Here is a 23,726-nt window from a genome sequence, read left to right on the forward strand (position 1 = left end):
AGCTCCTTATTCATCATGGATTTCCCGCAGATGACCAGGGACTTTTGACCGATACAATGCACTTACACCATTCGACTTACTGATTCTTCATAAAACTTAACAAGCCTATAAAACAGAATCGTCGAACACTGTTTTACAGTTGATACCTGCGAGTTTGCAGTTGTTTTCATTTGAAATTAGCGAGTTCTCATAGAATCCGCGCAATTGATCGCTTTTCCGTGCATGCCGGCAATCACACTTGATTTTGCCTGGTGCAACGCACGGCTCCGTGGAGACAAGCAGTATGAATCGCAATTACCGTTCGATCTGGAACGAATCTCTCGGGGCTTGGGTGGCTGCATCGGAAAACGATTCGGCTCGGGGTAAACCCAATAAATCGGCAGTTGCAAAAGCGGTCACCACGGCCGTGCTGGTTGCCGGCGCGACCAATCAGGTCGCGCACGCGCAGTACGCGACCGGCGGCGGCGTCACCACCAGCACGTCGGCCATCGCGATCGGCGGCAATGCGGCGGTGCTGGGCGTCTACACGCCCAGCAACACCACCGCCACCGGCACCGGTGCGATCGCGATCGGGTCGAACTCCACGTCGTCCGGCATCGCCTCGATGGCGCTCGGCTACGGCTCCACGGCGACCGGCACCACCTCGATAGCGGTTGGCAATGGCGCGACCGCCACCGGCATCTACACCACCGCCTTCGGTCACAACGCATTCGCCACCGGCTCCAGCGCGATCGCCGTGGGTTCCGGCTCGGGCGCGACCGGCTTGGGCTCGACGGCGGTCGGCAACGACACGCGCGCGACCGCGAGCAGCTCGGTGGCGATCGGCGGCGGCGACAGCTCCGGCACCGGCGGCGCCACCGCCTCCGGCGCCTCAGCGGTTGCCGTCGGGCGTTTTTCGGTGGCCAGCTCCACCAGCGCGCTGGCCGTCGGCGCCGGCGCGTCCGCGTCCGACCAGTACGCCGTGGCGCTCGGCCCGAATTCGACCGCGTCGTACGCGGGCAGCGTCGCAATCGGCAACGGCAGCGCAACCGCCGCCGCTGCTCCCACCACCACCGGCTACCTGACGGGCCAGGCCGCACCGACCGCCGAAGTGTCGGTGGGCAACGCCACCACGCTGCGCCGCATCACCAACCTGGCCGACGGCTCGGCCGCGACCGACGCCGTCACTGTCTCGCAGCTCAGTACCGGACTCAGCACGACCACCAGCTCGATCGCGAGCTTGTCGACGTCGACGTCGAGCGGGTTGTCGACGGCGAATAGCCGTGTGACGTCCCTGTCGAGTGGGCTTTCCACGACGAACAGCAATGTCACTTCGCTGTCGAGTGGCTTGAGCGCGACCAATAGCAATGTGTCGTCGTTGTCGACGGGGGTGGGGTCGCTGTCCACCGGGCTTTCCACGACGAACAGCAATGTCGCTTCGCTGTCGAGTGGGTTGAGCGCGACCAATAGCAACGTGTCGTCGTTGTCGACGGGAGTGGGGTCGCTGTCCACCGGGCTTTCCACGACGAACAGCAATGTCGCTTCGCTGTCGTCCTCCGCCTCGACCAGCGTCGGATCGTTGTCCACCGGGCTTTCGACCACGACAAGCAATGTCACGTCGCTGTCGAGCGGATTGAGCACCACCAATAGCAACGTCTCGTCACTGTCCTCGGGGCTCGCGTCGTCCAGCAGCTCGATTTCCTCGCTGTCGAGCGGATTGAGCACGACCAACAGCAATGTCTCGTCGTTGTCGACGGGCGCCGGCTCGTTGTCCACGGGACTCTCCACAACCAACAGCCGCGTCACGTCGTTGTCGACGGCGTCATCCACGGCCGAAAGCTCGCTGTCGACTGGTTTGTCGTCTACCAACAGCAATGTCACTTCGTTGTCGAGCGGCCTGAGCACGACCAACAGCACGGTCTCGTCGTTGTCGACGGGCGTGACGTCGATTTCCAGTGGGTTGTCGACCACCAACAGCAATGTTGCTTCGTTGTCGAGCGGTCTGAGCACCACCAACAGCAATGTGTCGTCGCTGTCGACGGGCGTGACCTCGATTTCCAGCGGGTTGTCGACCACCAATAGCAACGTCGCTTCGTTGTCGACGGGCGTGACCTCGATTTCCAGCGGGTTGTCGACGACCAACAGCAACGTCGCTTCGTTGTCCTCGTCGACCTCGACCAGCGTCGGCTCGCTGTCTACCGGTTTGTCGTCGACCAATAGCAACGTCACCTCGCTGTCGAGCGGCCTGAGCACGACCAACAGCAACGTCGCTTCGCTGTCGACCGGCGTGACCTCGATTTCCAGCGGGTTGTCGACCACCAATAGCAACGTCGCTTCGTTGTCCTCGTCGACCTCGACCAGCGTCGGCTCGCTGTCTACCGGGCTTTCGACCACAACGAGCAACGTCGCTTCGCTTTCGTCGGGTTTGAGTTCCACGAACAGCAACGTCACTTCGCTGTCCAGCGGGCTCAGTACGACTAATAGCAATGTCTCGTCGCTGTCGACGGGTGTGACTTCGATTTCCAGTGGACTGTCGACCACCAACAGCAATGTCGCTTCGCTGTCGTCTTCGACCTCGACCAGTGTCGGATCGCTGTCCACCGGGCTTTCGACCACAACGAGCAACGTCACCTCGCTCTCGTCAGGGCTGAGCTCGACGAACAGCAACGTCACTTCGTTGTCCAGCGGACTCAGTACGACCAATAGCAATGTCTCGTCGCTGTCGACGGGTGTGACTTCGATTTCCAGCGGACTGTCGACCACCAACAGCAATGTCGCTTCGCTGTCGTCTTCGACCTCGACCAGTGTCGGCTCGCTGTCTACCGGTTTGTCGTCGACCAACAGCAATGTCACTTCGCTGTCGAGCGGCCTCAGCACCATCAACAGTAATGTCTCGTCGTTGTCGACGGGCGTGACCTCGATTTCCAGCGGGCTGTCGACCACCAATAGCAACGTCGCTTCGTTGTCCTCGTCGACCTCGACCAGCGTCGGCTCGCTGTCTACCGGGCTTTCGACAACAACGAGCAACGTCGCTTCGCTGTCCTCTTCGACCTCGACCAGCGTCGGCTCGCTGTCTACCGGGCTTTCGACAACAACGAGCAACGTCACTTCGTTGTCCAGCGGACTCAGTACGACCAATAGCAATGTCTCGTCGCTGTCGACGGGCGTGACTTCGATTTCCAGCGGGTTGTCGACCACCAACAGCAACGTCGCTTCGCTGTCCTCGTCGACTTCGACCAGCGTCGGCTCGCTGTCTACCGGTTTGTCGTCGACCAACAGCAATGTCACTTCGCTGTCGAGCGGCCTGAGCACCACCAACAGTAATGTCTCGTCGTTGTCGACGGGCGTGACCTCGATTTCCAGTGGGCTGTCGACCACCAATAGCAATGTCGCTTCGCTGTCGTCTTCGACCTCGACCAGCGTCGGCTCGCTGTCTACCGGTTTGTCGTCGACCAACAGCAATGTCACCTCGCTGTCGAGCGGTCTGAGCACTACCAACAGTAGTGTCTCGTCGTTGTCGACAGGTGTGACCTCGATTTCCAGTGGGCTGTCGACCACCAATAGCAACGTCGCTTCGTTGTCCTCGTCGACCTCAACCAGCGTCGGCTCGCTGTCTACCGGTTTGTCGTCGACCAACAGCAATGTCACCTCGCTGTCGAGCGGCCTCAGCACCACCAACAGTAATGTCTCGTCGCTGTCGACGGGCGTGACGTCTATCTCCAGTGGGCTGTCGACTACCAACAGCAACGTCCTCTCGCTTTCGACCTCGACTTCGACGGGCATCACCTCGCTCTCGACCGCGGTCAGTTCTCTGTCGACATCGACCTCGACGGGTATCGGATCGCTCTCCACCGGCGTGGGTTCGCTGTCGACCGGATTGAGCACGACCAACAGCACGGTTTCATCGCTGTCCTCATCGACTTCGACCAGTGTGGGTTCGTTGTCCACCGGGCTGTCCACCACGAACAGCACAGTCTCGTCGCTGTCCACCGGCGTGACGTCGATTTCCAGCGGCTTGTCGACCACGAACAGCAATGTCGCTTCGCTGTCGTCCTCGACTTCGACCAGCGTCGGGTCGTTGTCTACTGGGCTTTCGACCACGGCGAGCAACGTCACCTCGCTCTCGTCCGGCTTGAGTTCCACGAACAGCAACGTCACCTCGCTCTCGTCCGGCTTGAGTTCCACGAATAGCAACGTCACGTCCCTTTCGTCGGGCCTGAGTTCCACGAACAGCAACGTCACCTCGCTGTCCAGCGGACTCAGTACGACTAATAGCAACGTCTCGTCGTTGTCGACGGGTGTGACCTCGATTTCCAGCGGGTTGTCGACCACCAACAGCAATGTCGCTTCGCTGTCGTCTTCGACCTCGACCAGTGTCGGATCGCTGTCCACCGGGCTTTCGACCACAACGAGCAACGTCACCTCGCTCTCGTCAGGGCTGAGCTCGACGAACAGCAACGTCACTTCGTTGTCCAGCGGACTCAGTACGACCAATAGCAATGTCTCGTCGTTGTCGACGGGTGTGACCTCGATCTCCAGTGGGCTGTCGACCACCAACAGCAATGTCGCTTCGCTGTCGTCCTCGACCTCGACCAGCGTTGGGTCGTTGTCTACTGGACTTTCCACCACGGCGAGCAACGTCACTTCGCTGTCCAGCGGACTCAGTACGACTAATAGCAACGTCTCGTCGTTGTCGACGGGTGTGACTTCGATTTCCAGTGGGTTGTCGACCACGAACAGCAATGTCGCTTCGCTGTCGTCCTCGACTTCGACCAGCGTCGGATCGCTGTCCACCGGGCTTTCGACCACAACGAGCAACGTCACCTCGCTCTCGTCAGGACTGAGCTCGACGAACAGCAACGTCACCTCGCTCTCGTCAGGACTGAGCTCGACGAACAGCAACGTCACGTCCCTTTCGTCGGGCCTGAGTTCCACGAACAGCAACGTCACTTCGTTGTCCAGCGGACTCAGTACGACCAATAGCAATGTCTCGTCGCTGTCGACGGGTGTGACGTCGATTTCCAGTGGGCTGTCGACCACCAACAGCAACGTCCTCTCGCTTTCGACCTCGACTTCGACGGGCATCACCTCGCTCTCGACCGCGGTCAGTTCTCTGTCGACATCGACCTCGACGGGTATCGGATCGCTCTCCACCGGCGTGGGTTCGCTGTCGACCGGATTGAGCACGACCAACAGCACGGTTTCATCGCTGTCCTCATCGACTTCGACTGGTGTGGGTTCGTTGTCCACCGGGCTGTCCACCACGAACAGCAATGTCGCTTCGCTGTCGTCCTCGACTTCGACCAGCGTCGGTTCGTTGTCTACTGGACTTTCGACCACGGCGAGCAACGTCACCTCGCTCTCGTCCGGCTTGAGTTCCACGAACAGCAACGTCAATTCGCTGTCCAGCGGGCTCAGTACGACTAATAGCAACGTCTCGTCGTTGTCGACGGGTGTGACCTCGATTTCCAGCGGGCTTTCGACCACAACGAGCAACGTCACCTCGCTGTCCAGCGGACTCAGTACGACTAATAGCAACGTCTCGTCGTTGTCGACGGGTGTGACCTCGATTTCCAGCGGGTTGTCGACCACCAACAGCAATGTCGCTTCGCTGTCGTCCTCGACTTCGACCAGCGTTGGGTCGTTGTCTACTGGACTTTCCACCACGGCGAGCAACGTCACTTCGCTCTCGTCCGGCTTGAGTTCCACGAACAGCAACGTCACTTCGTTGTCCAGCGGACTCAGTACGACCAATAGCAATGTCTCGTCGTTGTCGACGGGTGTGACCTCGATCTCCAGTGGGCTGTCGACCACCAACAGCAATGTCGCTTCGCTGTCGTCCTCGACCTCGACCAGCGTTGGGTCGTTGTCTACTGGACTTTCCACCACGGCGAGCAACGTCACTTCGCTGTCCAGCGGACTCAGTACGACTAATAGCAACGTCTCGTCGTTGTCGACGGGTGTGACTTCGATTTCCAGTGGGTTGTCGACCACGAACAGCAATGTCGCTTCGCTGTCGTCCTCGACTTCGACCAGCGTCGGATCGCTGTCCACCGGGCTTTCGACCACAACGAGCAACGTCACCTCGCTCTCGTCAGGACTGAGCTCGACGAACAGCAACGTCACGTCCCTTTCGTCGGGTCTGAGTTCCACGAACAGCAACGTCACTTCGTTGTCCAGCGGACTCAGTACGACCAATAGCAATGTCTCGTCGCTGTCGACGGGTGTGACTTCGATTTCCAGTGGACTGTCGACCACCAACAGCAATGTCGCTTCGCTGTCGTCCTCAACCTCGACCAGTGTCGAATCGCTGTCCACCGGGCTTTCGACCACAACGAGCAACGTCGCCTCGCTCTCGTCCGGCTTGAGTTCCACAAACAGCAACGTTTTGTCGCTCTCGACTTCGACTTCGACCGGCATCACCTCGCTCTCGACGGCGGTCAGTTCGCTGTCGACATCGACCTCGACCGGTATCGGCTCGCTGTCCACAGGCGTAGGCTCGCTGTCGACCGGGTTGAGCACGACAAACAGCACTGTATCGTCGCTGTCGTCGTCGACTTCGACCAGCGTCGGTTCGCTGTCCACTGGACTTTCCACGACGACGAGCAGTGTCACCTCGCTCTCGTCGGGCTTGAGCACGACAAACAGCAATGTCACTTCGCTCTCATCTGGTCTCAGCTCCACGAACAGCAATGTCGCTTCGCTGTCGTCCTCGACTTCGACCAGCGTCGGTTCGCTGTCCACCGGACTTTCCACGACGACGAGCAATGTCACCTCGCTCTCGTCCGGCTTGAGCACGACAAACAGCAATGTCACTTCGCTCTCGTCTGGTCTCAGCACCACGAACAGCAATGTCGCTTCGCTGTCGTCCTCGACTTCGACCAGCGTCGGCTCGCTGTCCACCGGACTTTCCACCACGACGAGCAATGTCACCTCGCTCTCGTCAGGCTTGAGCACCACAAACAGCAACGTCACTTCGCTCTCGTCCGGTCTGTCTTCAACCAACAGCAACGTGTCCTCGCTGTCCACGTCCGTCTCCAGTGGGTTGTCGACGACAAACAGCAATGTCGCTTCGCTCTCATCGTCGACTTCAACCAGCATCGGCTCGCTGTCCACCGGACTTTCCACCACGACGAGCAATGTCACCTCGCTTTCGTCGGGCTTGAGCACCACAAACAGCAACGTGTCCTCGCTGTCCAGCGGCCTGAGCACCACCAACAGCAACGTCGTTTCGCTGTCGTCCTCGACCTCGACCAGCATCGGTTCGCTGTCCACCGGACTTTCCACGACGACGAGCAATGTCACCTCGCTTTCGTCGGGCTTGAGCACCACAAACAGCAACGTGTCCTCGCTGTCCAGCGGCCTGAGCACCACGAACAGCAACGTCGTTTCGCTGTCGTCCTCGACCTCGACCAGCGTCGGCTCGCTGTCCACCGGACTTTCCACCACGACGAGCAATGTCACCTCGCTCTCGTCGGGCTTGAGCACGACGAACAGCAACGTTACTTCGCTGTCGAGCAGCGTAACGTCGATTTCCAGCGGCCTGTCCACGACGGACAGCAACCTGACGACGCTCTCGACTTCGACCTCGACCGGCATCACCTCACTGTCGACGGCGGTCAGCTCACTCTCGACGTCGACGTCGACCGGCATCGGCTCGCTGTCCACGGGGATTGGCTCGCTGTCGACCAGCATCGGTTCGCTCTCGACCGGCGTCGGCTCGATCTCAACCGGCATCGGTTCGCTGTCGACAGGCCTGAGCACCACCAACAGCAATGTGTCCTCGTTGTCGTCCTCGACGTCGACCACAGCCAACTCGCTGTCGACGGGACTTAGCACGACCAACAGCAACGTCACTTCGCTGTCCAGCGGGTTGTCGACGACCAATAGCAATGTCTCGTCGCTTTCGTCCTCGGTCTCCAGCGGGCTGTCGACCACGAACAGCAACGTGTCCTCGCTGTCGACTTCGACTTCGACCAGCGTCGGCTCTCTGTCGACCGGGTTGTCTACGACCAATAGCAACGTTTCGTCGTTGTCGAGCGGCCTGAGCACGACCAACAGCAATGTCACCTCGTTGTCGTCCTCGGTCTCCAGCGGGTTGTCGACGACGAACAGCAACGTTACTTCGCTGTCCAGCGGCTTGAGCAGCACCAACAGCAATGTTTCCTCACTGTCCAGCGGCCTGAGCAGCACCAACAGCAATGTTTCCTCACTGTCCAGCGGCCTGAGCACGACAAACAGCAATGTCTCATCGCTGTCCACTGGCTTGAGCACCACCGATAGCAACGTCTCGTCGCTGTCGACTTCGACCTCGACCAGCGTTGGTTCGCTGTCCACTGGGCTGTCCACGACCAACAGCAATGTCTCATCGCTGTCGTCCTCGGTCTCCAGCGGACTGTCAACCACGAACAGCAACGTGTCCTCGCTGTCGACTTCGACTTCGACCAGCGTTGGATCGCTGTCCACTGGGCTGTCTACGACCAACAGCAACGTCACCTCGTTGTCGTCCTCGGTCTCCAGCGGGTTGTCGACGACAAACAGCAACGTTACTTCGCTGTCGAGCGGCTTGAGCAGCACCAACAGCAATGTTTCCTCACTGTCCAGCGGCCTGAGCACGACAAACAGCAATGTCTCCTCGCTGTCCACTGGCTTGAGCACCACCGATAGCAACGTCTCGTCGCTGTCGACTTCGACCTCGACCAGCGTTGGTTCGCTGTCCACCGGGCTGTCCACGACCAACAGCAACGTCACTTCGCTGTCCAGCGGGTTGTCGTCGACTAATAGCAATGTCTCATCGCTGTCGTCCTCGGTCTCCAGCGGGTTGTCGACTACGAATAGCAACGTCTCGTCGCTGTCGACTTCGACGTCGACCAGTGTTGGTTCGCTGTCCACCGGGCTGTCCACGACCAACAGCAATGTCTCTTCGCTCTCCACCGGCCTGAGCACCACCGATAGCAACGTGTCGTCCCTGTCGTCGTCGACCTCGACCAGCGTCGGCTCACTCTCCACTGGCCTCTCGACCACGACGAGCAACATCACGTCCCTGTCGTCGGGTCTCAGCACCACCAACAGCAACGTCTCTTCGTTGTCGAGTGGTCTCAGCTCAACGACCAGCAATATCTCGTCGCTGTCGTCGGGCTTGAGCAGCACAAACAGTAATGTTTCTTCGTTGTCATCATCGACTTCGACCAGCGTCGGATCGCTGTCCACCGGGCTGTCCACAACCAACAGCAATGTTTCGTCGTTGTCGAGCGGCTTGAGCAGCACCAACAGCAACGTTTCCTCGCTGTCCAGCGGACTGAGCACGACCAACAGCAACGTTTCTTCTCTGTCGTCGTCGACTTCGACCAGCGTCGGCTCACTGTCCACCGGCCTCAGCACCACTAACAGCACGGTCTCCTCGCTGTCGGCCGGCGTGTCTTCGATCTCGACCGGCCTGTCGACAACCAACAGCAATGTTTCGTCTCTCTCCAGTGGACTGAGCACCACCGATAGCAATGTGTCTTCGCTGTCGACCTCGACCTCAACTGGCGTCAGCTCGCTGTCAACCGGGCTGTCCACAACCAACAGCAATGTTTCGTCGTTGTCGAGCGGCTTGAGCAGCACCAACAGCAACGTTTCCTCGCTGTCCAGCGGACTGAGCACGACCAACAGCAACGTTTCTTCTCTGTCGTCGTCGACTTCGACCAGCGTCGGCTCACTGTCCACCGGCCTCAGCACCACTAACAGCACGGTCTCCTCGCTGTCGACCGGCGTGTCTTCGATCTCGACCGGCCTGTCGACAACCAACAGCAATGTTTCGTCTCTCTCCAGTGGACTGAGCACCACCGATAGCAATGTGTCTTCGCTGTCGACCTCGACCTCAACTGGCGTCAGCTCGCTGTCAACCGGGCTGTCGACGACAAATAGCAATGTCACGTCGCTGTCGAGCGGCTTGAGCAGCACCAACAGCAACGTTTCCTCGCTGTCCAGCGGACTGAGCACGACCAACAGCAACGTTTCTTCTCTGTCGTCGTCGACTTCGACCAGCGTCGGCTCACTGTCCACCGGCCTCAGCACTACCAACAGCACGGTCTCCTCGCTGTCGACCGGTGTGTCCTCGATTTCGACCGGCCTGTCGACAACCAACAGCAATGTCGCTTCGCTGTCATCCTCGACCTCAACCAGCGTCGGTTCACTGTCGACCGGACTCTCGACCACGACGAGCAGTGTCACATCGCTGTCGTCGGGACTCAGCAGCACCAACAGCACGGTCTCCTCACTGTCGACCGGCGTGTCTTCGATCTCGACCGGCCTGTCGACAACGAACAGCAATGTCACTTCGCTGTCGTCCTCGACTTCGACCAGCGTTGGCTCGCTGTCCACCGGGCTGTCCACAACCAACAGCAATGTTTCGTCGTTGTCGAGCGGCTTGAGCACCACGAACAGCACGGTTTCGTCGCTGTCGACCGGCGTGTCCTCGATCTCCACCGGCCTGTCGACAACGAACAGCAACGTCGCGTCGCTGTCGTCTTCGACTTCGACCAGCGTCGGATCGCTGTCCACCGGACTGAGCACCACGACGAGCAATGTCACGTCGCTGTCGTCGGGCCTCAGCACCACCAACAGCAATGTGTCCTCGTTGTCCAGCGGTCTGAGCACGACAACTAGCAGCGTCTCCTCGCTGTCTACCGGCGTCTCTTCGATCTCCACCGGCCTGTCGACAACGAACAGCAACGTCACTTCGCTGTCGTCGTCGACTTCGACCAGCGTTGGCTCGCTGTCCACCGGACTGAGCACCACCAACAGCAGTGTCGGCTCACTGTCGACCGGCGTGTCCTCGATCTCGACTGGACTGTCGACAACGAACAGCAATGTCGCTTCGCTGTCGTCATCGACCTCGACCAGCGTCGGCTCGCTGTCCACGGGCTTGAGCACCACGACGAGCAACGTCGCGTCGCTCTCGACTGGCCTGAGCTCGACCAACAGCAACGTCTCATCGCTGTCGTCCGGCCTCAGCACTACCAACAGCAGTGTCGGCTCGTTGTCCACTGGCCTCAGCACCACCAACAGCACGGTCTCCTCGCTGTCGACCGGCGTGTCTTCGATCTCGACTGGACTGTCGACAACCGACAGCAACGTCGCGTCGCTGTCGTCTTCGACCTCGACCAGCGTCGGCTCGCTGTCCACCGGCTTGAGCACCACAACGAGCAACGTTGCGTCGCTGTCGACTGGCCTGAGTTCGACCAACAGCAACGTCTCATCGCTGTCGTCCGGCCTCAGCACCACCAACAGCAGTGTCGGCTCGTTGTCCACCGGTCTCAGCACCACCAACAGCACGGTCTCTTCGCTGTCGACCGGCGTGTCTTCGATCTCGACTGGACTGTCGACAACCGACAGCAATGTCGCTTCGCTGTCGTCCTCGACTTCGACCAGTGTCGGTTCGCTGTCCACCGGACTGAGCACCACCAACAGCAGCGTCGGCTCACTGTCGTCATCGACCTCGACCAGTGTCGGTTCACTGTCCACCGGCTTGAGCACCACGACGAGCAACGTCGCCTCGCTGTCGACTGGCCTGAGCTCGACCAACAGCAACGTCTCATCGCTGTCGTCCGGCTTGAGCACCACAAACAGCACGGTCTCCTCGCTGTCGACCGGCGTGTCCTCGATCTCTACCGGCCTGTCGACAACGAACAGCAACGTCACTTCGCTGTCGTCCTCGACTTCGACCAGCGTCGGATCGCTGTCCACTGGCTTGAGCACCACGACGAGCAACGTCGCGTCGCTCTCGACTGGCCTGAGCTCGACCAACAGCAACGTCTCATCGCTGTCGTCCGGCTTGAGCACCACAAACAGCACGGTCTCCTCGCTGTCGACCGGCGTGTCCTCGATCTCGACTGGACTGTCGACAACGAACAGCAATGTCGCTTCGCTGTCGTCCTCGACTTCGACCAGCGTTGGCTCGCTGTCCACCGGCCTGAGCACCACCACCAGCAACATCTCATCGCTGTCGTCCGGCCTCAGCACCACAAACAGCAGCGTCGGCTCGCTGTCGTCCTCGACCTCAACCAGTGTCGGTTCACTGTCCACCGGCTTGAGCACCACGACGAGCAACGTCGCGTCGCTGTCGACTGGCCTCAGCTCAACCAACAGCAACGTCACCTCGCTGTCCACCGGCCTCAGCACCACCAACAGCAACGTCACCTCGCTGTCGTCCGGCTTGAGCACCACCAACAGCACGGTCTCCTCGCTGTCGACCGGTGTGTCCTCGATCTCGACTGGACTGTCGACAACGAACAGCAACGTCACTTCGCTGTCGTCCTCGACTTCGACCAGCGTTGGCTCGCTGTCCACCGGCTTGAGCACCACCACCAGCAACATCTCGTCGCTGTCGTCCGGCCTCAGCACCACAAACAGCAGCGTCGGTTCACTGTCGTCATCGACCTCGACCAGTGTCGGTTCACTGTCCACCGGCCTGAGCACCACGACGAGCAACGTCGCGTCGCTCTCGACTGGCCTGAGCTCGACCAACAGCAACGTCTCATCGCTGTCGTCCGGCCTCAGCACCACCAACAGCAGTGTCGGCTCGCTGTCCACTGGCCTCAGCACCACCAACAGCACGGTTTCCTCGCTGTCGTCCGGCGTGTCCTCGATCTCCACCGGCCTGTCGACAACGAACAGCAACGTCACTTCGCTGTCGTCCTCGACTTCGACCAGCGTTGGCTCGCTGTCCACCGGCCTGAGCACCACGACGAGCAACGTCGCGTCGCTCTCGACTGGCCTGAGCTCGACCAACAGCAACGTCTCATCGCTGTCGTCCGGCCTCAGTACCACCAACAGCAGTGTCGGCTCGTTGTCCACTGGCCTCAGCACCACCAACAGCAATGTCGCTTCGCTGTCGTCCTCGACTTCGACCAGCGTTGGCTCGCTGTCCACCGGCCTGAGCACCACCACCAGCAACATCTCATCGCTGTCGTCCGGCCTCAGCACCACAAACAGCAGCGTCGGCTCGCTGTCGTCCTCGACCTCAACCAGTGTCGGTTCACTGTCCACCGGCTTGAGCACCACGACGAGCAACGTCGCGTCGCTGTCGACTGGCCTCAGCTCAACCAACAGCAACGTCACCTCGCTGTCCACCGGCCTCAGCACCACCAACAGCAACGTCACCTCGCTCTCGTCAGGCCTGAGCACCACCACCAGCAACATCGCCTCGCTGTCGTCCTCGACCTCGACCAGCCTCGGCTCGCTGTCGACGGCAACCGGCTCGCTGTCCACCGGCCTGGCCTCGACGAACAGCAACCTGAACTCGCTGTCCACCTCGACCTCGACCAGCGTCAGTTCGCTGTCGACCTCGGTCAGCTCATCGGTGGCGAACTCGTCGGGCAAGGTCGGCAACAGCATCGCCTCGGCGCTCGGCGGCGGCGCGACGTACGACCCGACCACGGGCGCGATCACCCCGCCGTCGTACACGACGTACAAGGCGAACGGCACCACAGCGACGGTCGACAACATCGGCAGCGCGCTCGACAGCATCAACTCGACAGGCATCAAGTACTTCCACACCAACACGTCGGCGGGTTCGACGGATTCGGTGGCCACGGGCGTCGACAGCGTCGCGATCGGCCCGAACGCGGTCGCGAACATCGACAACTCGGTGGCGATCGGCAGCGGCGCGATCACCTCGGCGGCGGTGCCGGTCAGCTCGGCCACGGTCGGCAACATGACGTTCGGCAACTTCGCGGGCAACTCGCCGGTGGGCGTGGTGAGCATCGGCTCGCCAGGCTTCGAGCGCCAGTTGACGAACCTCGCGGCAGGCCGCGTCTCGGCCACCAGCACCGACGCCGTGAACGGCAGCCAGTTGTTCCAGACCAACTCGGCCGTGGCTTCGCTGTCGACCAGCCTGAGCAGCGCGGCCTCGTCGTACACCAGCGCGGTGGCGTCGCTGTCGACTTCGACCTCGACCTCGCTGAGCGCACTGTCCACTTCCACCTCGACGTCGGTCGGCTCGCTGTCGACCTCGCAGTCGCAAACCACCTCCTCGGTGGCGTCGTTGTCCAGCTCGACCTCGACCACCACCGGTTCGCTGTCCACCGGCCTGTCGACCACGACCAGCAGCGTGGCGTCGCTGTCGACCACCACCTCGAGCGGCTTCAGCTCGCTGTCCTCGAGCCTGTCGGCGACCAACACGTCGGTCACCTCGCTGTCGAGCAGCCTCGGCACGGTCAGCGCCCAGGTGGCCTCGCTCTCGACCACCGCGGCGAACAACACCACGCGATCGCTGAGCTCGGGCGGCTACGCCGCCGACATGTCGGCAGCGGGCGCGCAGGCGCCGTCGGTCACGGCAGGTTCGAATTCGGTCGCACTGGGCCAAGGCTCGACGGACGACGGCCGCTCGAACGTGGTATCGGTCGGCAGCGCGACCCAGCAACGTCAGGTCACGAACGTCGCGGCGGGCACGCAAGGCACGGACGCAGTCAACCTCAACCAGTTGAATGCGCTCTCCACCTCCACGGCGCAGTCGTTCGCGGGTCAGCAAACCCAGATCAACTCGCTGGGCTCGCAATTGCAGCAAACCCAGCAGGCGGTGCAGCAAACCGACAAGATGGCGCGCCAAGGCATTGCCGCGGCGACGGCGCTGACCATGCTGCCGCAGGTCGAGCCAGGCAAGACGATCAACATGGCGATCGGCGTTGCCCGGTTTGCAGGCGAATCCGGCATGGCCTTCGGCGCCAGTGCGCACGTAACGACCAACGGCATTCTGAAACTGGGCGTCGGCGTCTCGGGCCAGAACAAGACCTACGGTGTCGGGTATGGATACAGCTGGTAATCGACTCGCCGTTACCTCCGCCTCACCGCTCTGAAAAGCACCTGATCGTCTCCCTCACGCGCGTCGTGAAAGACGATCAGGCGATCTGAACAGCCGGCGCAACGCCGGCTGCGGTTCGGGCGTGCGCTGCGCCCGGCATTCGTGCGCCGGGGCACACGGCCCGCCCCATTAATCCGAACGTCACGCGTCGATCCGTCGGGTTGCCATGCAACCCGACGCGCGTTGCTCGTGCCTGCGCCTTCCCCGCCGAACGCTCAAAAAAATAAACTCCGGCGCACGCGTTTCAATGACAATCCCATCATACAAATTCAAATTCCCGGCCATTTAATCACTCACTTCACAATAATTACAAAAAAACATAATCGCCGAATTACCACTTTCTACATCTCGAAAACGAGGATCGAGCCGCTCGATTTATGCCACCTCCACGATCAATTGGCGATCGACACATCCGCCCCTGAAATTCATCACCGCGACAGAACAGCCAGAAGCCCCGTCAATCGGCCATCCGAACCGACTCACGCCCGAAAAATACAATTAATTGGGAATCTAGACAAAACTCCACACTGGGAAAAATCATACGTTTACAGATCTCAAAATATCTACATTTCAATTTGCTTTCTGCAATACACTCCGCGCACTGAAATATTTACCTAAGCCCACCGGAAATAAATACCGACATTATCCGAGGCTATATATTGATCTCACGGAGAAACGCAACATGAATCACAACTATCGCCCCATTTGGAATGAATCGATTAAAGCCTGGGTAGCCGGATCAGAGAAAGATTCGGCGCGTGGCAAGCCCGGTCAATCCACTGTGGCAAAAGCCGTTTCCACGGCGCTGTGTGCTCTCGTTTTGATCGGCCAAGGCGCGCAGGCGGCGGACGGCGGCATACCGGCCGCTACGAAAAAGTGGGCTGCAATCGGCAGCGATATTTTCGACCTGCAAGGTGCGACTGCGTCGGGCAGAAACTCGATTGCTGTCGGCCGCGCCTCGGTTGCCGAGGACCGAGCCTCCATTGCGATTGGCACGAACTCCCACGTTGCTGGCGCAGGCAGCCTCGCACTTGGCACAGCGTCTCAAGCCAAAGGCATAGCCAGTCTCGCGCTTGGCCCACTGGCCCACGCCACTAACAAGGCCAGCATCGCGATCGGCTATGCGTCTCGGGCCGATACCCCGGGCAGCATCGCGATCGGCGAACACAGCCAGACGGCCGACTCCTCACCGACGTCCTTCGGCTATCTGACCGATCAGGCGGCACCCAAATCGGAGATGTCGATCGGCAGCGCGACCCAACTGCGCCGCATCACCAACGTGGCCGACGGTGCAGCCGCAACCGACGCGGCAACCGTCGCCCAACTCCAAACCGGCATGACCCGGTCGGGCGAGCAGATCGGCTCGCTGTCCACTGCGTTGGGTGCAACCGACGGTAAATTGGCGACGTTGTCGAAGGACCTCGGCACCACCAATACCAACATCTCGTCGCTGACCACCGGCCTCGGTGCGACCGACAGCAAATTGGCCTCGTTGTCGAAGGACCTCGGCACCACCATTACCAACGTCTCGTCGCTGACCACCGGCCTCGGGGCAACCGACAGCAAAGTGGCCTCGTTGTCGAAAGACCTCGGAGCCACGAATACCAACGTCTCGTCGCTGACTACCGGCCTCGGGGCAACCGACAGCAAAGTGGCCGCGTTGTCGAAAGACCTCGGAGCCACGAATACCAACGTCTCGACGCTGACCACCGGCCTCGGGGCGACCGACGGCAAATTGGCCTCGTTGTCGAAAGACCTCGGAGCCACGAATACCAACGTCTCGACGCTGACCACCGGCCTCGGTGCGACCGACAGCAAAGTAGCCGCGTTGTCGAAAGACCTCGGAGCCACGAATACCAACGTCTCGTCGCTGACTACCGGCCTCGGTGCGACCAACAGCAACGTGGCCGCATTGTCGAAAGACCTCGGAGCCACGAATACCAACGTCTCGTCTCTGACCACCAACCTCGGCGCAACCGACAGCAACGTGGCCACGCTGACGAAGGACCTCGGCACCACCAACACCAACGTTGCCTCCCTGACCACAAGCCTGAGCAAAACCGACAGCAAAGTCGCCGCGTTGACAACCGACCAAAAAACCACGAACAGCAGCCTTTCGTCCCTGTCCACGGGATTGAGCACGACCGACAGCCACGTAGCTTCGCTGTCCACCGGCCTGAACACGACCGACGGCAACGTCGCATCGCTGGCATCGGCAACCACGACCCGAATCGACGCCCTGACTACCAACATCGACTCGCTGTCCAACGGTCTGTCGACGACGAACGCCTCGGTCACGACGCTGTCCACCAGCCTCGGCACGATCAGCGACCGGATCGCCGCGTTCACGACGGCAACGGCAGACACCGCGCAAGCGAAGAAACCGATGATCTACGCCGCCGACATGCCGCTCCAGGCCGCGCAGTCGCCATCGGTCACGACCGGTTCCAACTCGGTAGCCATCGGCCAGGCCTCGACCGACGACGGCCGCTCGAACGTGGTGTCGGTCGGCAGTGCAACCCAGCAACGCCAGATCACGAACGTCGCGGCGGGCACCGCCGGCACCGACGCGGTCAACCTCAACCAGTTGAATACGCTCACAACTTCTATGTCACAATCGTTCGCCGGTCAGCAGAACCAGATCAGCTCGCTGGGTTCGCAAGTGCGGCAAACGCAGCAGGCGGTGCAGCAAACCGACAGGATGGCGCGCCAGGGCATCGCCGCCGCCACCGCACTGACCATGCTGCCGCAGGTCGAGCCAGGCAAGACGGTCAACGTGGCAATCGGCGTCGCCCGATTCGCGGGCGAATCCGGCATGGCCTTCGGTGCAAGTGCGCATGTGGCAACCAACGGCATTCTGAAACTGGGCATCGGCGTCTCGGGGCAGAACAAGACGTATGGTGTCGGATATGGACACAGCTGGTGATCGAATCCCTTCATTCTTCATCTGGCAGCGCTGACAGGCGCCTGACCATCGGCATTTCGCTCTTCGCGCGAGATGGTCAGGCAATCTGGGAAAACGGCATCCATCAGAACATCGCCTTCCTGGCGATGATGCTGCAAAAATCCGGTCGCATCGGCCGGATTTACTTCCTCAACGGCGGCGACGCCAACCAGATTCCCACCGGCCTCGATTTCGGCGGCCTCGACGTGCCGCTCGTCAACCCGCGCGACGTCTCGCACGAGCTGGACGTGGTGATCGAGATGGGCGCGCAGTTGCAGGTGGACTGGCTGAAATACATGAAGACGCTCGGCAAGAAGCTCATCATGTGCTTCGTCGGCAACGTCTATGCGGGCCTCTGCGAAACCCCCATCTTCAATCTGCCGTCGGGCCACATCTTCAACGGCGGCCCCTACGACGAAGTCTGGATGCTGCCGAAGGACGACAAGACGGCCGGCCCGCTCTTGCGCACGCTGATGCGCGTGCCGGTGCATTCGATTCCGCACATCTGGTCGCCGCATTTCGTCGAGCGCCGCGCCGCCGCGCTGGCCGAGGAAGGCATCCGCTTCGGCTACCAGCCGGGCCGCGCGAGCTGGCGGCTGGCCACGCTGGAGCCGAACATCTCGGTGGTCAAGAGCTGCCACTACCCGATGCTGGTCGCCGAGGAGTTCTACCGCGCCGAGCCGAGCGCCGTGCAACACCTGTTCGTGGTCAACGCGATGCACATGAAGGAACACCGCACGTTCGTCCACTTCGCCAACAGCCTCGATCTGGTGCGCCATCACAAGGCCACCTTCGAGCCGCGCGTCGAGGTGCCGTCGTTCCTGGCCCAGCACGCCGACGCCATCATTTCCCATCAATGGGAAAACCCGCAGAACTACCTCTATTACGACGCGCTGTACGGCGGCTATCCGCTGATCCACAATTCGCCGATGCTCGGCGAAGCCGGCTACTACTACCCGGAGTTCGATTCGGCCACGGGTGGCCGCGTGCTGCACCAGGCCTGGCGCGAGCACGACACGAATTTCGCCGCCTACCGTGCGAAGGCCGACGCCGTGCTGCAACGCGTGTCGATCGATCATCCGGCGAATCTCGACGCCTACGTCGAACGCCTCGTTGCCTGACGGCATTCCGCGGAGAAACCTGCATGTCCGATAGTCCCGTCCGTGATCTGCCGAACGGCGGCAAGCGCCTCGTGGTCGGCGTTTCGCTGTATGTGCGCGGCGCCGGCCAGTCGTTGTGGGAAAACGGCATCTTCCAGAACTGCCTGCTGCTGGTGCTGCTGCTGCGCCAGTCGCCGCTCGTCGCCGACGCGGTGATGGTGAACGGCGGCGGCACCGAACCGGCCGATCCGCAGATGATGCTCGGCGAATGGAACGTGCCGCTGATCTCGATGGACGAAGCGATGGCGCGCTGCGACGTGCTGATCGAGATGAGCGCGCAATTCAACGCCGACTGGATCGCCACCTATCGGGCGCGCGGCGGCAAGGTCATCACGATGCGGGTGGGCAACGATTACGTGATCGACATCGAGCGCGCGATGTTCGACAAACCGTCGGGCTTCCTGTTTTCGGGTGCGCATTACGACGGCGTCTGGACCATTCCCGAATTCGAGCACTCGTGCCGCCACTACCTCGAAACGGGCCTGCGCCGCCCGGTCACGATCGTGCCGCACATCTGGCATCCGATGCTGTTCGACCGCGCGCGCGCCACGCTGGAGGAAGGCCGCGCGTTCGGCTACCAGCCGGGCCGCGCGCGCTGGCGAATGGCGATCTTCGAGCCGAACATCTGCATGGTGAAGACCAGCATCATCCCGATGCTGATCGCCGAGCAAGCCTATCGCGCCGAGCCGTCGTTCGTGGAATTCGTGCGCGTGTGCAACGCGCTGCACATGAAGGAACACACCACGTTCGTGCACTTCGCGCGCAGCCTCGACATCGTCAACCACAGCCTCGCCACGTTCGAAGGCCGCTTCGCGCTGTACGAATTCATGTCGCAGCACGGCGATGCGGTGATATCGCACACCTGGGAAAACGCCCAGAACTACCTCTATTACGAACTGCTGTACGGCGGCTATCCGCTCGTCCACAACTCACCGTATCTCGGCAAGTGCGGTTATTTCTACCCGGATTTCGACTGCGAGGAAGGCGGCCGCCAGTTGTTGCGCGCGTTCCGCGAACACGACGCGAACCTGGACGCCTACCGCGAGAACGCGGCGCACCTGCTGCATTCGGTCGACATCGACAACCCCGACAACGTCGCCGCCTACACGGACGCGCTCGCCGCGCTGTACCGGTGAAGCACGGCACGCGACACCACGCTCAACCGGCATCCGGAGGCCCATTGAAATCGATCATCGTTCGCGGCGCCGCGTTGTGCGCCTTCGCGGCCTGCGCGCCGCTCGCCCTGGCTCAATCGCAGCCGCAGGCCCCGGCCGGGCAATCGCTGTCGCTCGCGCCCGTCAATGCCGGCACTTCGGCCGACGAGCTGCTGCGCGACGGCGACTACGCGCTCCAGTTGATCGACGCCGGCCGCTTCCAGGATCTCTGGAACGACGCCGCGCCGTTCGTCAAGCAACGCTACGACGCGCAGCATTTCGCCGACGACGTGCGCGGCTCGCGCCAGGCAGTCGGCCAGATCAAGGGCCGCGGCTGGGCCGCCGTCACGCGCATCATCTATACCGGCGCGAAGGACGTGCCGGACGGCCTCTATGCGAATGTCGATTACGCCACCACGCAGGTGTCGGGCAAGGTGGTGTACGAGAAGGTCAGCTTCCGGCTCGAAAACGACGGCCGCTGGCATTTGACGGGCTACGTGCCGCGCGTCGCGCAGGGCACGATTCCGGGCAACTGAGCGGCAGCGCCGCTCAGGCGTCCTCGCCATCGAGGTAGGGCGTCAGCACCTGCTCCAGCCATTCCATGAACACGCGCACCCGGCGCGACAGGTTGTGCCGGTGCGCGACCACCAGCCAGACCGGCAACGGCGCGGGCCGGAAATCGGGCAGCACCTCCACCAGCTCGCCGCTCGCCAGGAACGGGCCGAGCCGCGAGCGGCTCGCCTGAATCAGCCCGATGCCGGCCACGCCGGCCGCGTAATAGGTCTGCACGCTGTTCACACTGAGCGCGCACGGCAACGCGAGCGTCGCGGGCCGGCCGCGCTCCACGTACTCCCACAGCGCCGAGCGATGGCCGAACGTGGAGGTATAGAACACCATGCGGTGGCCGCGCTCGGACAGTTCGTGCAGGCTGCGCGGCGTGCCGAAGCGCCGCAGGTAGCCGGGGCTGGCCGCGTTGATCATCCGCAGGCTGCCGAGGCGGCGCGCGACCAGCGTGTCGTCCACCAGGCCGCCGATGCGCAGCACGCAATCGATCCCTTCCAGAATCAGATCCACGCGCCGGTCGGTGCTCGACAGCTCCAGTACCACCTCGGGATGCGCCTCGATGAACGCTGGCAGCGCCGGCACCACCATGGTTCGCGCCAGCTCGGTGGGCAGATCCACGCGCAACCGGCCGCGCAGCGGCGTATCGTGGCGCACCGTGAACATCGTCTGCAGCGCGTCGGCATCGGCCAGCAAATCCTGCGCACGCTGATAGAACACCTGGCCGTCCTCGGTCAGGTGCACGGTGCGCGTCGAGCGATGCAGCAGCCGCGCGCCCAGCTCCGCCTCCAGTGCGCGCACCGTGTTCGACGCCCGCCCCTTCTGGATGCCGAGGCTTTCGGCAGCCCGCGTGAAACTGGCCATTTCGGCGACGCGCACGAAGATCCGCAGCGAATCCAGGTTCGGCATTGTGATGTTTGAAAATAACAGTGCGTTCAGATTGGCGCACTTTATCGCATCGGACCGCGAGCGCATAGTAAGCGGCTTACGGCTGGCGCCGCCGGCCGAACGATGGAGATCACGATGCGTTACAACCAACTTGGCAACACCGGACTGTTCGTGTCCGAAATCTGTCTCGGCACGATGACGTTCGGCAGCCCGGAGCAGGAAGGCATGTGGGGCAGCATCGCCAGCGTCGGCCAGGACGCGGCCGATACGATCGTCGAGCGCAGCCTCGCCGCCGGCGTCAACTTCATCGATACGGCCGACGTCTACTCGTTCGGCGAATCGGAAAAGATCCTCGGCCAGTCGCTGAAGAACCTCAAGGTGGCGCGCAAGGACGTGGTGATCGCCACCAAGGTGTTCGCGCAAGTCGGCAACGGTCCGAACGATCGCGGCGCCTCGCGCGGCCACATCCTCGATTCGGTCGAGGCGAGCCTGGAGCGCCTGCAGACGGATTACATCGACCTGTATCAGATCCACGGCACCGACACCGTCACCCCGCTCGACGAAACGCTGCGCACCTTCGACGACCTGATCTCGCGCGGCCTGGTGCGCTATGTCGGCGTGTCGAACTGGCAGGCATGGCGCGTGGCGAAGGCGCTCGGCATCGCCGCGAAGCACGATTACGCACGCTACGAAAGCGTTCAGGCCTACTACTCGATTGCCGGCCGCGATCTCGAACGCGAGCTGGTGCCGATGATGACCGAGGAAAAGCTCGGGCTGATGGTGTGGTCGCCGCTCGCGGGCGGCCTGCTGTCGGGCAAGTTCGGCCCCGGTTCGAGCGACGCCGAAGGCCGCCGCGCCAACTTCGACTTCCCGCCCGTCGACAAGGATCGCGCCTGGGCCTGCGTCGCGGCGATGCGCCCGATCGCCGAGAAGCACGGCGTGAGCGTGGCGACCGTCGCGCTGGCCTACGTGTTGAGCAAGCCGTTCGTGACCACGGTGATCACCGGCGGCAAGCGGCTCGACCAGATCGAGCAGAACCTGGCCGCCGCCGATGTGAAGCTCGATGCGGACGACCTCGCGAAGCTCGATGAGGTCAGCGCACTGGCGCCCGAGTATCCGGGCTGGATGCTGGCGCGCCAGGGCGCCAACCGCGTGCCGCAACCGTTCACGCCGAAGGCCTGAGCCTGAAGTGCGCGCCCGGGCGCAGGCCCGGGCGTGCAGCCGCTATCTATCTCACTCTGCCGGAAAATCGGTGCCTTGCGAGACATCCTTCCATTGCTCGAACTCGGCGCGCAGCGCCTCGAGCTTGGTCTGCACCAATTGATAGGCATCCGAACCGAGCAGCAGGCGCAGCGGCGGCGCCGCCTCGCCGACGATGCGGATGATCGCCGCCGCGCCGCGCGCCGGATCGCCCGGCTGCGTGCCCGAATAGCTGTGCGCCTGGGCGCGCCGCTTGCCGGCCGTCTCGGCGTAATCGTCGATCACCGTTTTGGATTCGATCAGCGAGCGGCCCGCCCAATCGGTGCGGAACCGGCCCGGCTCGACGATCGTCACATGAATGCCGAGCGGCTTGACCTCGCCGGCCAGCGATTCCGAAAAGCCTTCCACGGCGTATTTCGACGCGTGGTAATAGCCGGTGGCCGGAAACGCCATCAGGCCGCCCACCGACGACACGTTGATCACATGCCCCTGGCGGCGCGTCCGCATGCCGGGCAGCACGTGCCGCGTCAGCGAGAACAAACCGAACACGTTGGTTTCGAACTGGCGGCGTACTTCGTCATCCTCACCTTCCTCGATCGCCGAGAAATAGCCGTAGCCTGCGTTGTTGACCAGCACGTCGATGCGGCCGAAATGCGCCTGGGCATCGGCCACCGCGCGGCGGATCGCCGTCTCGTCGGTCATGTCGAGCGGCAGCACCAGTGCGCGCTCGCCATACGGCGCGGCGAGCGCCGCCAGCGTGTCGGGACGGCGCGCCGTGAGCACCGCGCGGCCGCCCTGCTCCAGCACCTGCTGCGCCAGCTCGCGGCCGAATCCCGTCGAGCATCCCGTAATGAACCAGACGTTTTCTTGCTTCATGGTGCCTCCTGGAAATGAGTCGGATCGACAGCCCGCGCCGCCCGGAACCGGCCGCGGCGTAACGGCTGCACGGAAACCATTGTTACGCCGTGGGCTACTCGCGGCCAGCCAACATCGCA

9 protein-coding genes and 2 pseudogenes are annotated in these 23,726 nt (G+C 62.1%); 8 read left to right on the top strand and 3 right to left on the bottom strand.

Annotation, left to right across the window (positions count from 1 at the left end):
* Positions 1–283: 283 nt before the first annotated feature.
* A pseudogene (locus AB4851_RS02490) lies at positions 284–364 on the top strand (ESPR domain-containing protein); the annotation flags it as partial.
* Between the two features lie 335 nt (positions 365–699).
* Here the strand turns inward: AB4851_RS02490 and AB4851_RS02495 are convergent.
* The gene (locus AB4851_RS02495) at positions 700–1,050 is read right to left on the bottom strand and encodes a hypothetical protein (RefSeq protein ID WP_414448294.1); all 351 of its coding nucleotides are present in this window, start codon (positions 1,048–1,050) and stop codon (positions 700–702) included.
* A 46-nt stretch (positions 1,051–1,096) separates the two neighbouring features.
* Between AB4851_RS02495 and AB4851_RS02500 the strand changes: the two are divergent.
* From AB4851_RS02500 to AB4851_RS02525, 6 genes and pseudogenes are all read left to right on the top strand, one after another.
* Positions 1,097–1,183 (top strand): annotated as a pseudogene (locus AB4851_RS02500) (hypothetical protein); the annotation flags it as partial.
* Positions 1,184–5,212: 4,029 nt separating this feature from the next.
* Positions 5,213–14,785, top strand: coding sequence for a beta strand repeat-containing protein (locus tag AB4851_RS02505; protein WP_414449220.1), 9,573 nt, complete (start codon positions 5,213–5,215; stop codon positions 14,783–14,785).
* Positions 14,786–15,506: 721 nt separating this feature from the next.
* Positions 15,507–17,750 carry a YadA-like family protein gene (locus AB4851_RS02510; RefSeq protein ID WP_414448295.1) on the top strand — a complete coding sequence of 748 codons (2,244 nt, stop codon included), beginning with the start codon at positions 15,507–15,509 and terminating at the stop codon, positions 17,748–17,750.
* Positions 17,747–18,889 (top strand): DUF2827 domain-containing protein, encoded by a 1,143-nt coding sequence (locus tag AB4851_RS02515; RefSeq protein ID WP_414448296.1) that lies wholly within the window; start codon positions 17,747–17,749, stop codon positions 18,887–18,889. The genes AB4851_RS02510 and AB4851_RS02515 overlap by 4 nt, the downstream gene beginning before the upstream one ends.
* A 23-nt stretch (positions 18,890–18,912) precedes the next feature.
* Complete coding sequence (locus tag AB4851_RS02520) at positions 18,913–20,064, top strand: DUF2827 domain-containing protein (protein WP_414448297.1); 1,152 nt, start codon at positions 18,913–18,915, stop codon at positions 20,062–20,064.
* Positions 20,065–20,108: 44 nt separating this feature from the next.
* Positions 20,109–20,618, top strand: a complete 510-nt coding sequence (locus tag AB4851_RS02525) for a DUF4019 domain-containing protein (protein ID WP_414448298.1) — start codon at positions 20,109–20,111, stop codon at positions 20,616–20,618.
* 13 nt (positions 20,619–20,631) lie between these two features.
* Here the strand turns inward: AB4851_RS02525 and AB4851_RS02530 are convergent, their stop codons facing one another.
* Positions 20,632–21,552, bottom strand: coding sequence for a LysR family transcriptional regulator (locus AB4851_RS02530; protein WP_414448299.1), 921 nt, complete (start codon positions 21,550–21,552; stop codon positions 20,632–20,634).
* Between the two features lie 114 nt (positions 21,553–21,666).
* On the opposite strand from AB4851_RS02530, the gene AB4851_RS02535 reads away from it, so the two are divergent.
* Positions 21,667–22,713, top strand: coding sequence for an aldo/keto reductase (locus AB4851_RS02535; protein ID WP_414448300.1), 1,047 nt, complete (start codon positions 21,667–21,669; stop codon positions 22,711–22,713).
* A gap of 51 nt (positions 22,714–22,764) precedes the next feature.
* Here the strand turns inward: AB4851_RS02535 and AB4851_RS02540 are convergent, their stop codons facing one another.
* Complete coding sequence (locus tag AB4851_RS02540) at positions 22,765–23,607, bottom strand: oxidoreductase (protein WP_414448301.1); 843 nt, start codon at positions 23,605–23,607, stop codon at positions 22,765–22,767.
* Between the last annotated feature and the right edge of the window lie 119 nt (positions 23,608–23,726).

It is taken from the genome of Burkholderia sp. 22PA0099, assembly GCF_047497165.1.
In the GTDB taxonomy this organism is placed as follows: domain Bacteria; phylum Pseudomonadota; class Gammaproteobacteria; order Burkholderiales; family Burkholderiaceae; genus Burkholderia.

Excerpts from the sequence above, each read along its gene's own strand:
- AB4851_RS02510 (WP_414448295.1), top strand. The coding sequence starts at position 15,507 with ATGAATCACAACTATCGCCCCATTTGGAATGAATCGATTAAAGCCTGG.
- AB4851_RS02520 (WP_414448297.1), top strand. The coding sequence starts at position 18,913 with ATGTCCGATAGTCCCGTCCGTGATCTGCCGAACGGCGGCAAGCGCCTC.
- AB4851_RS02530 (WP_414448299.1), bottom strand. The coding sequence starts at position 21,552 with ATGCCGAACCTGGATTCGCTGCGGATCTTCGTGCGCGTCGCCGAAATG.
- AB4851_RS02535 (WP_414448300.1), top strand. The coding sequence starts at position 21,667 with ATGCGTTACAACCAACTTGGCAACACCGGACTGTTCGTGTCCGAAATC.
- AB4851_RS02540 (WP_414448301.1), bottom strand. The coding sequence starts at position 23,607 with ATGAAGCAAGAAAACGTCTGGTTCATTACGGGATGCTCGACGGGATTC.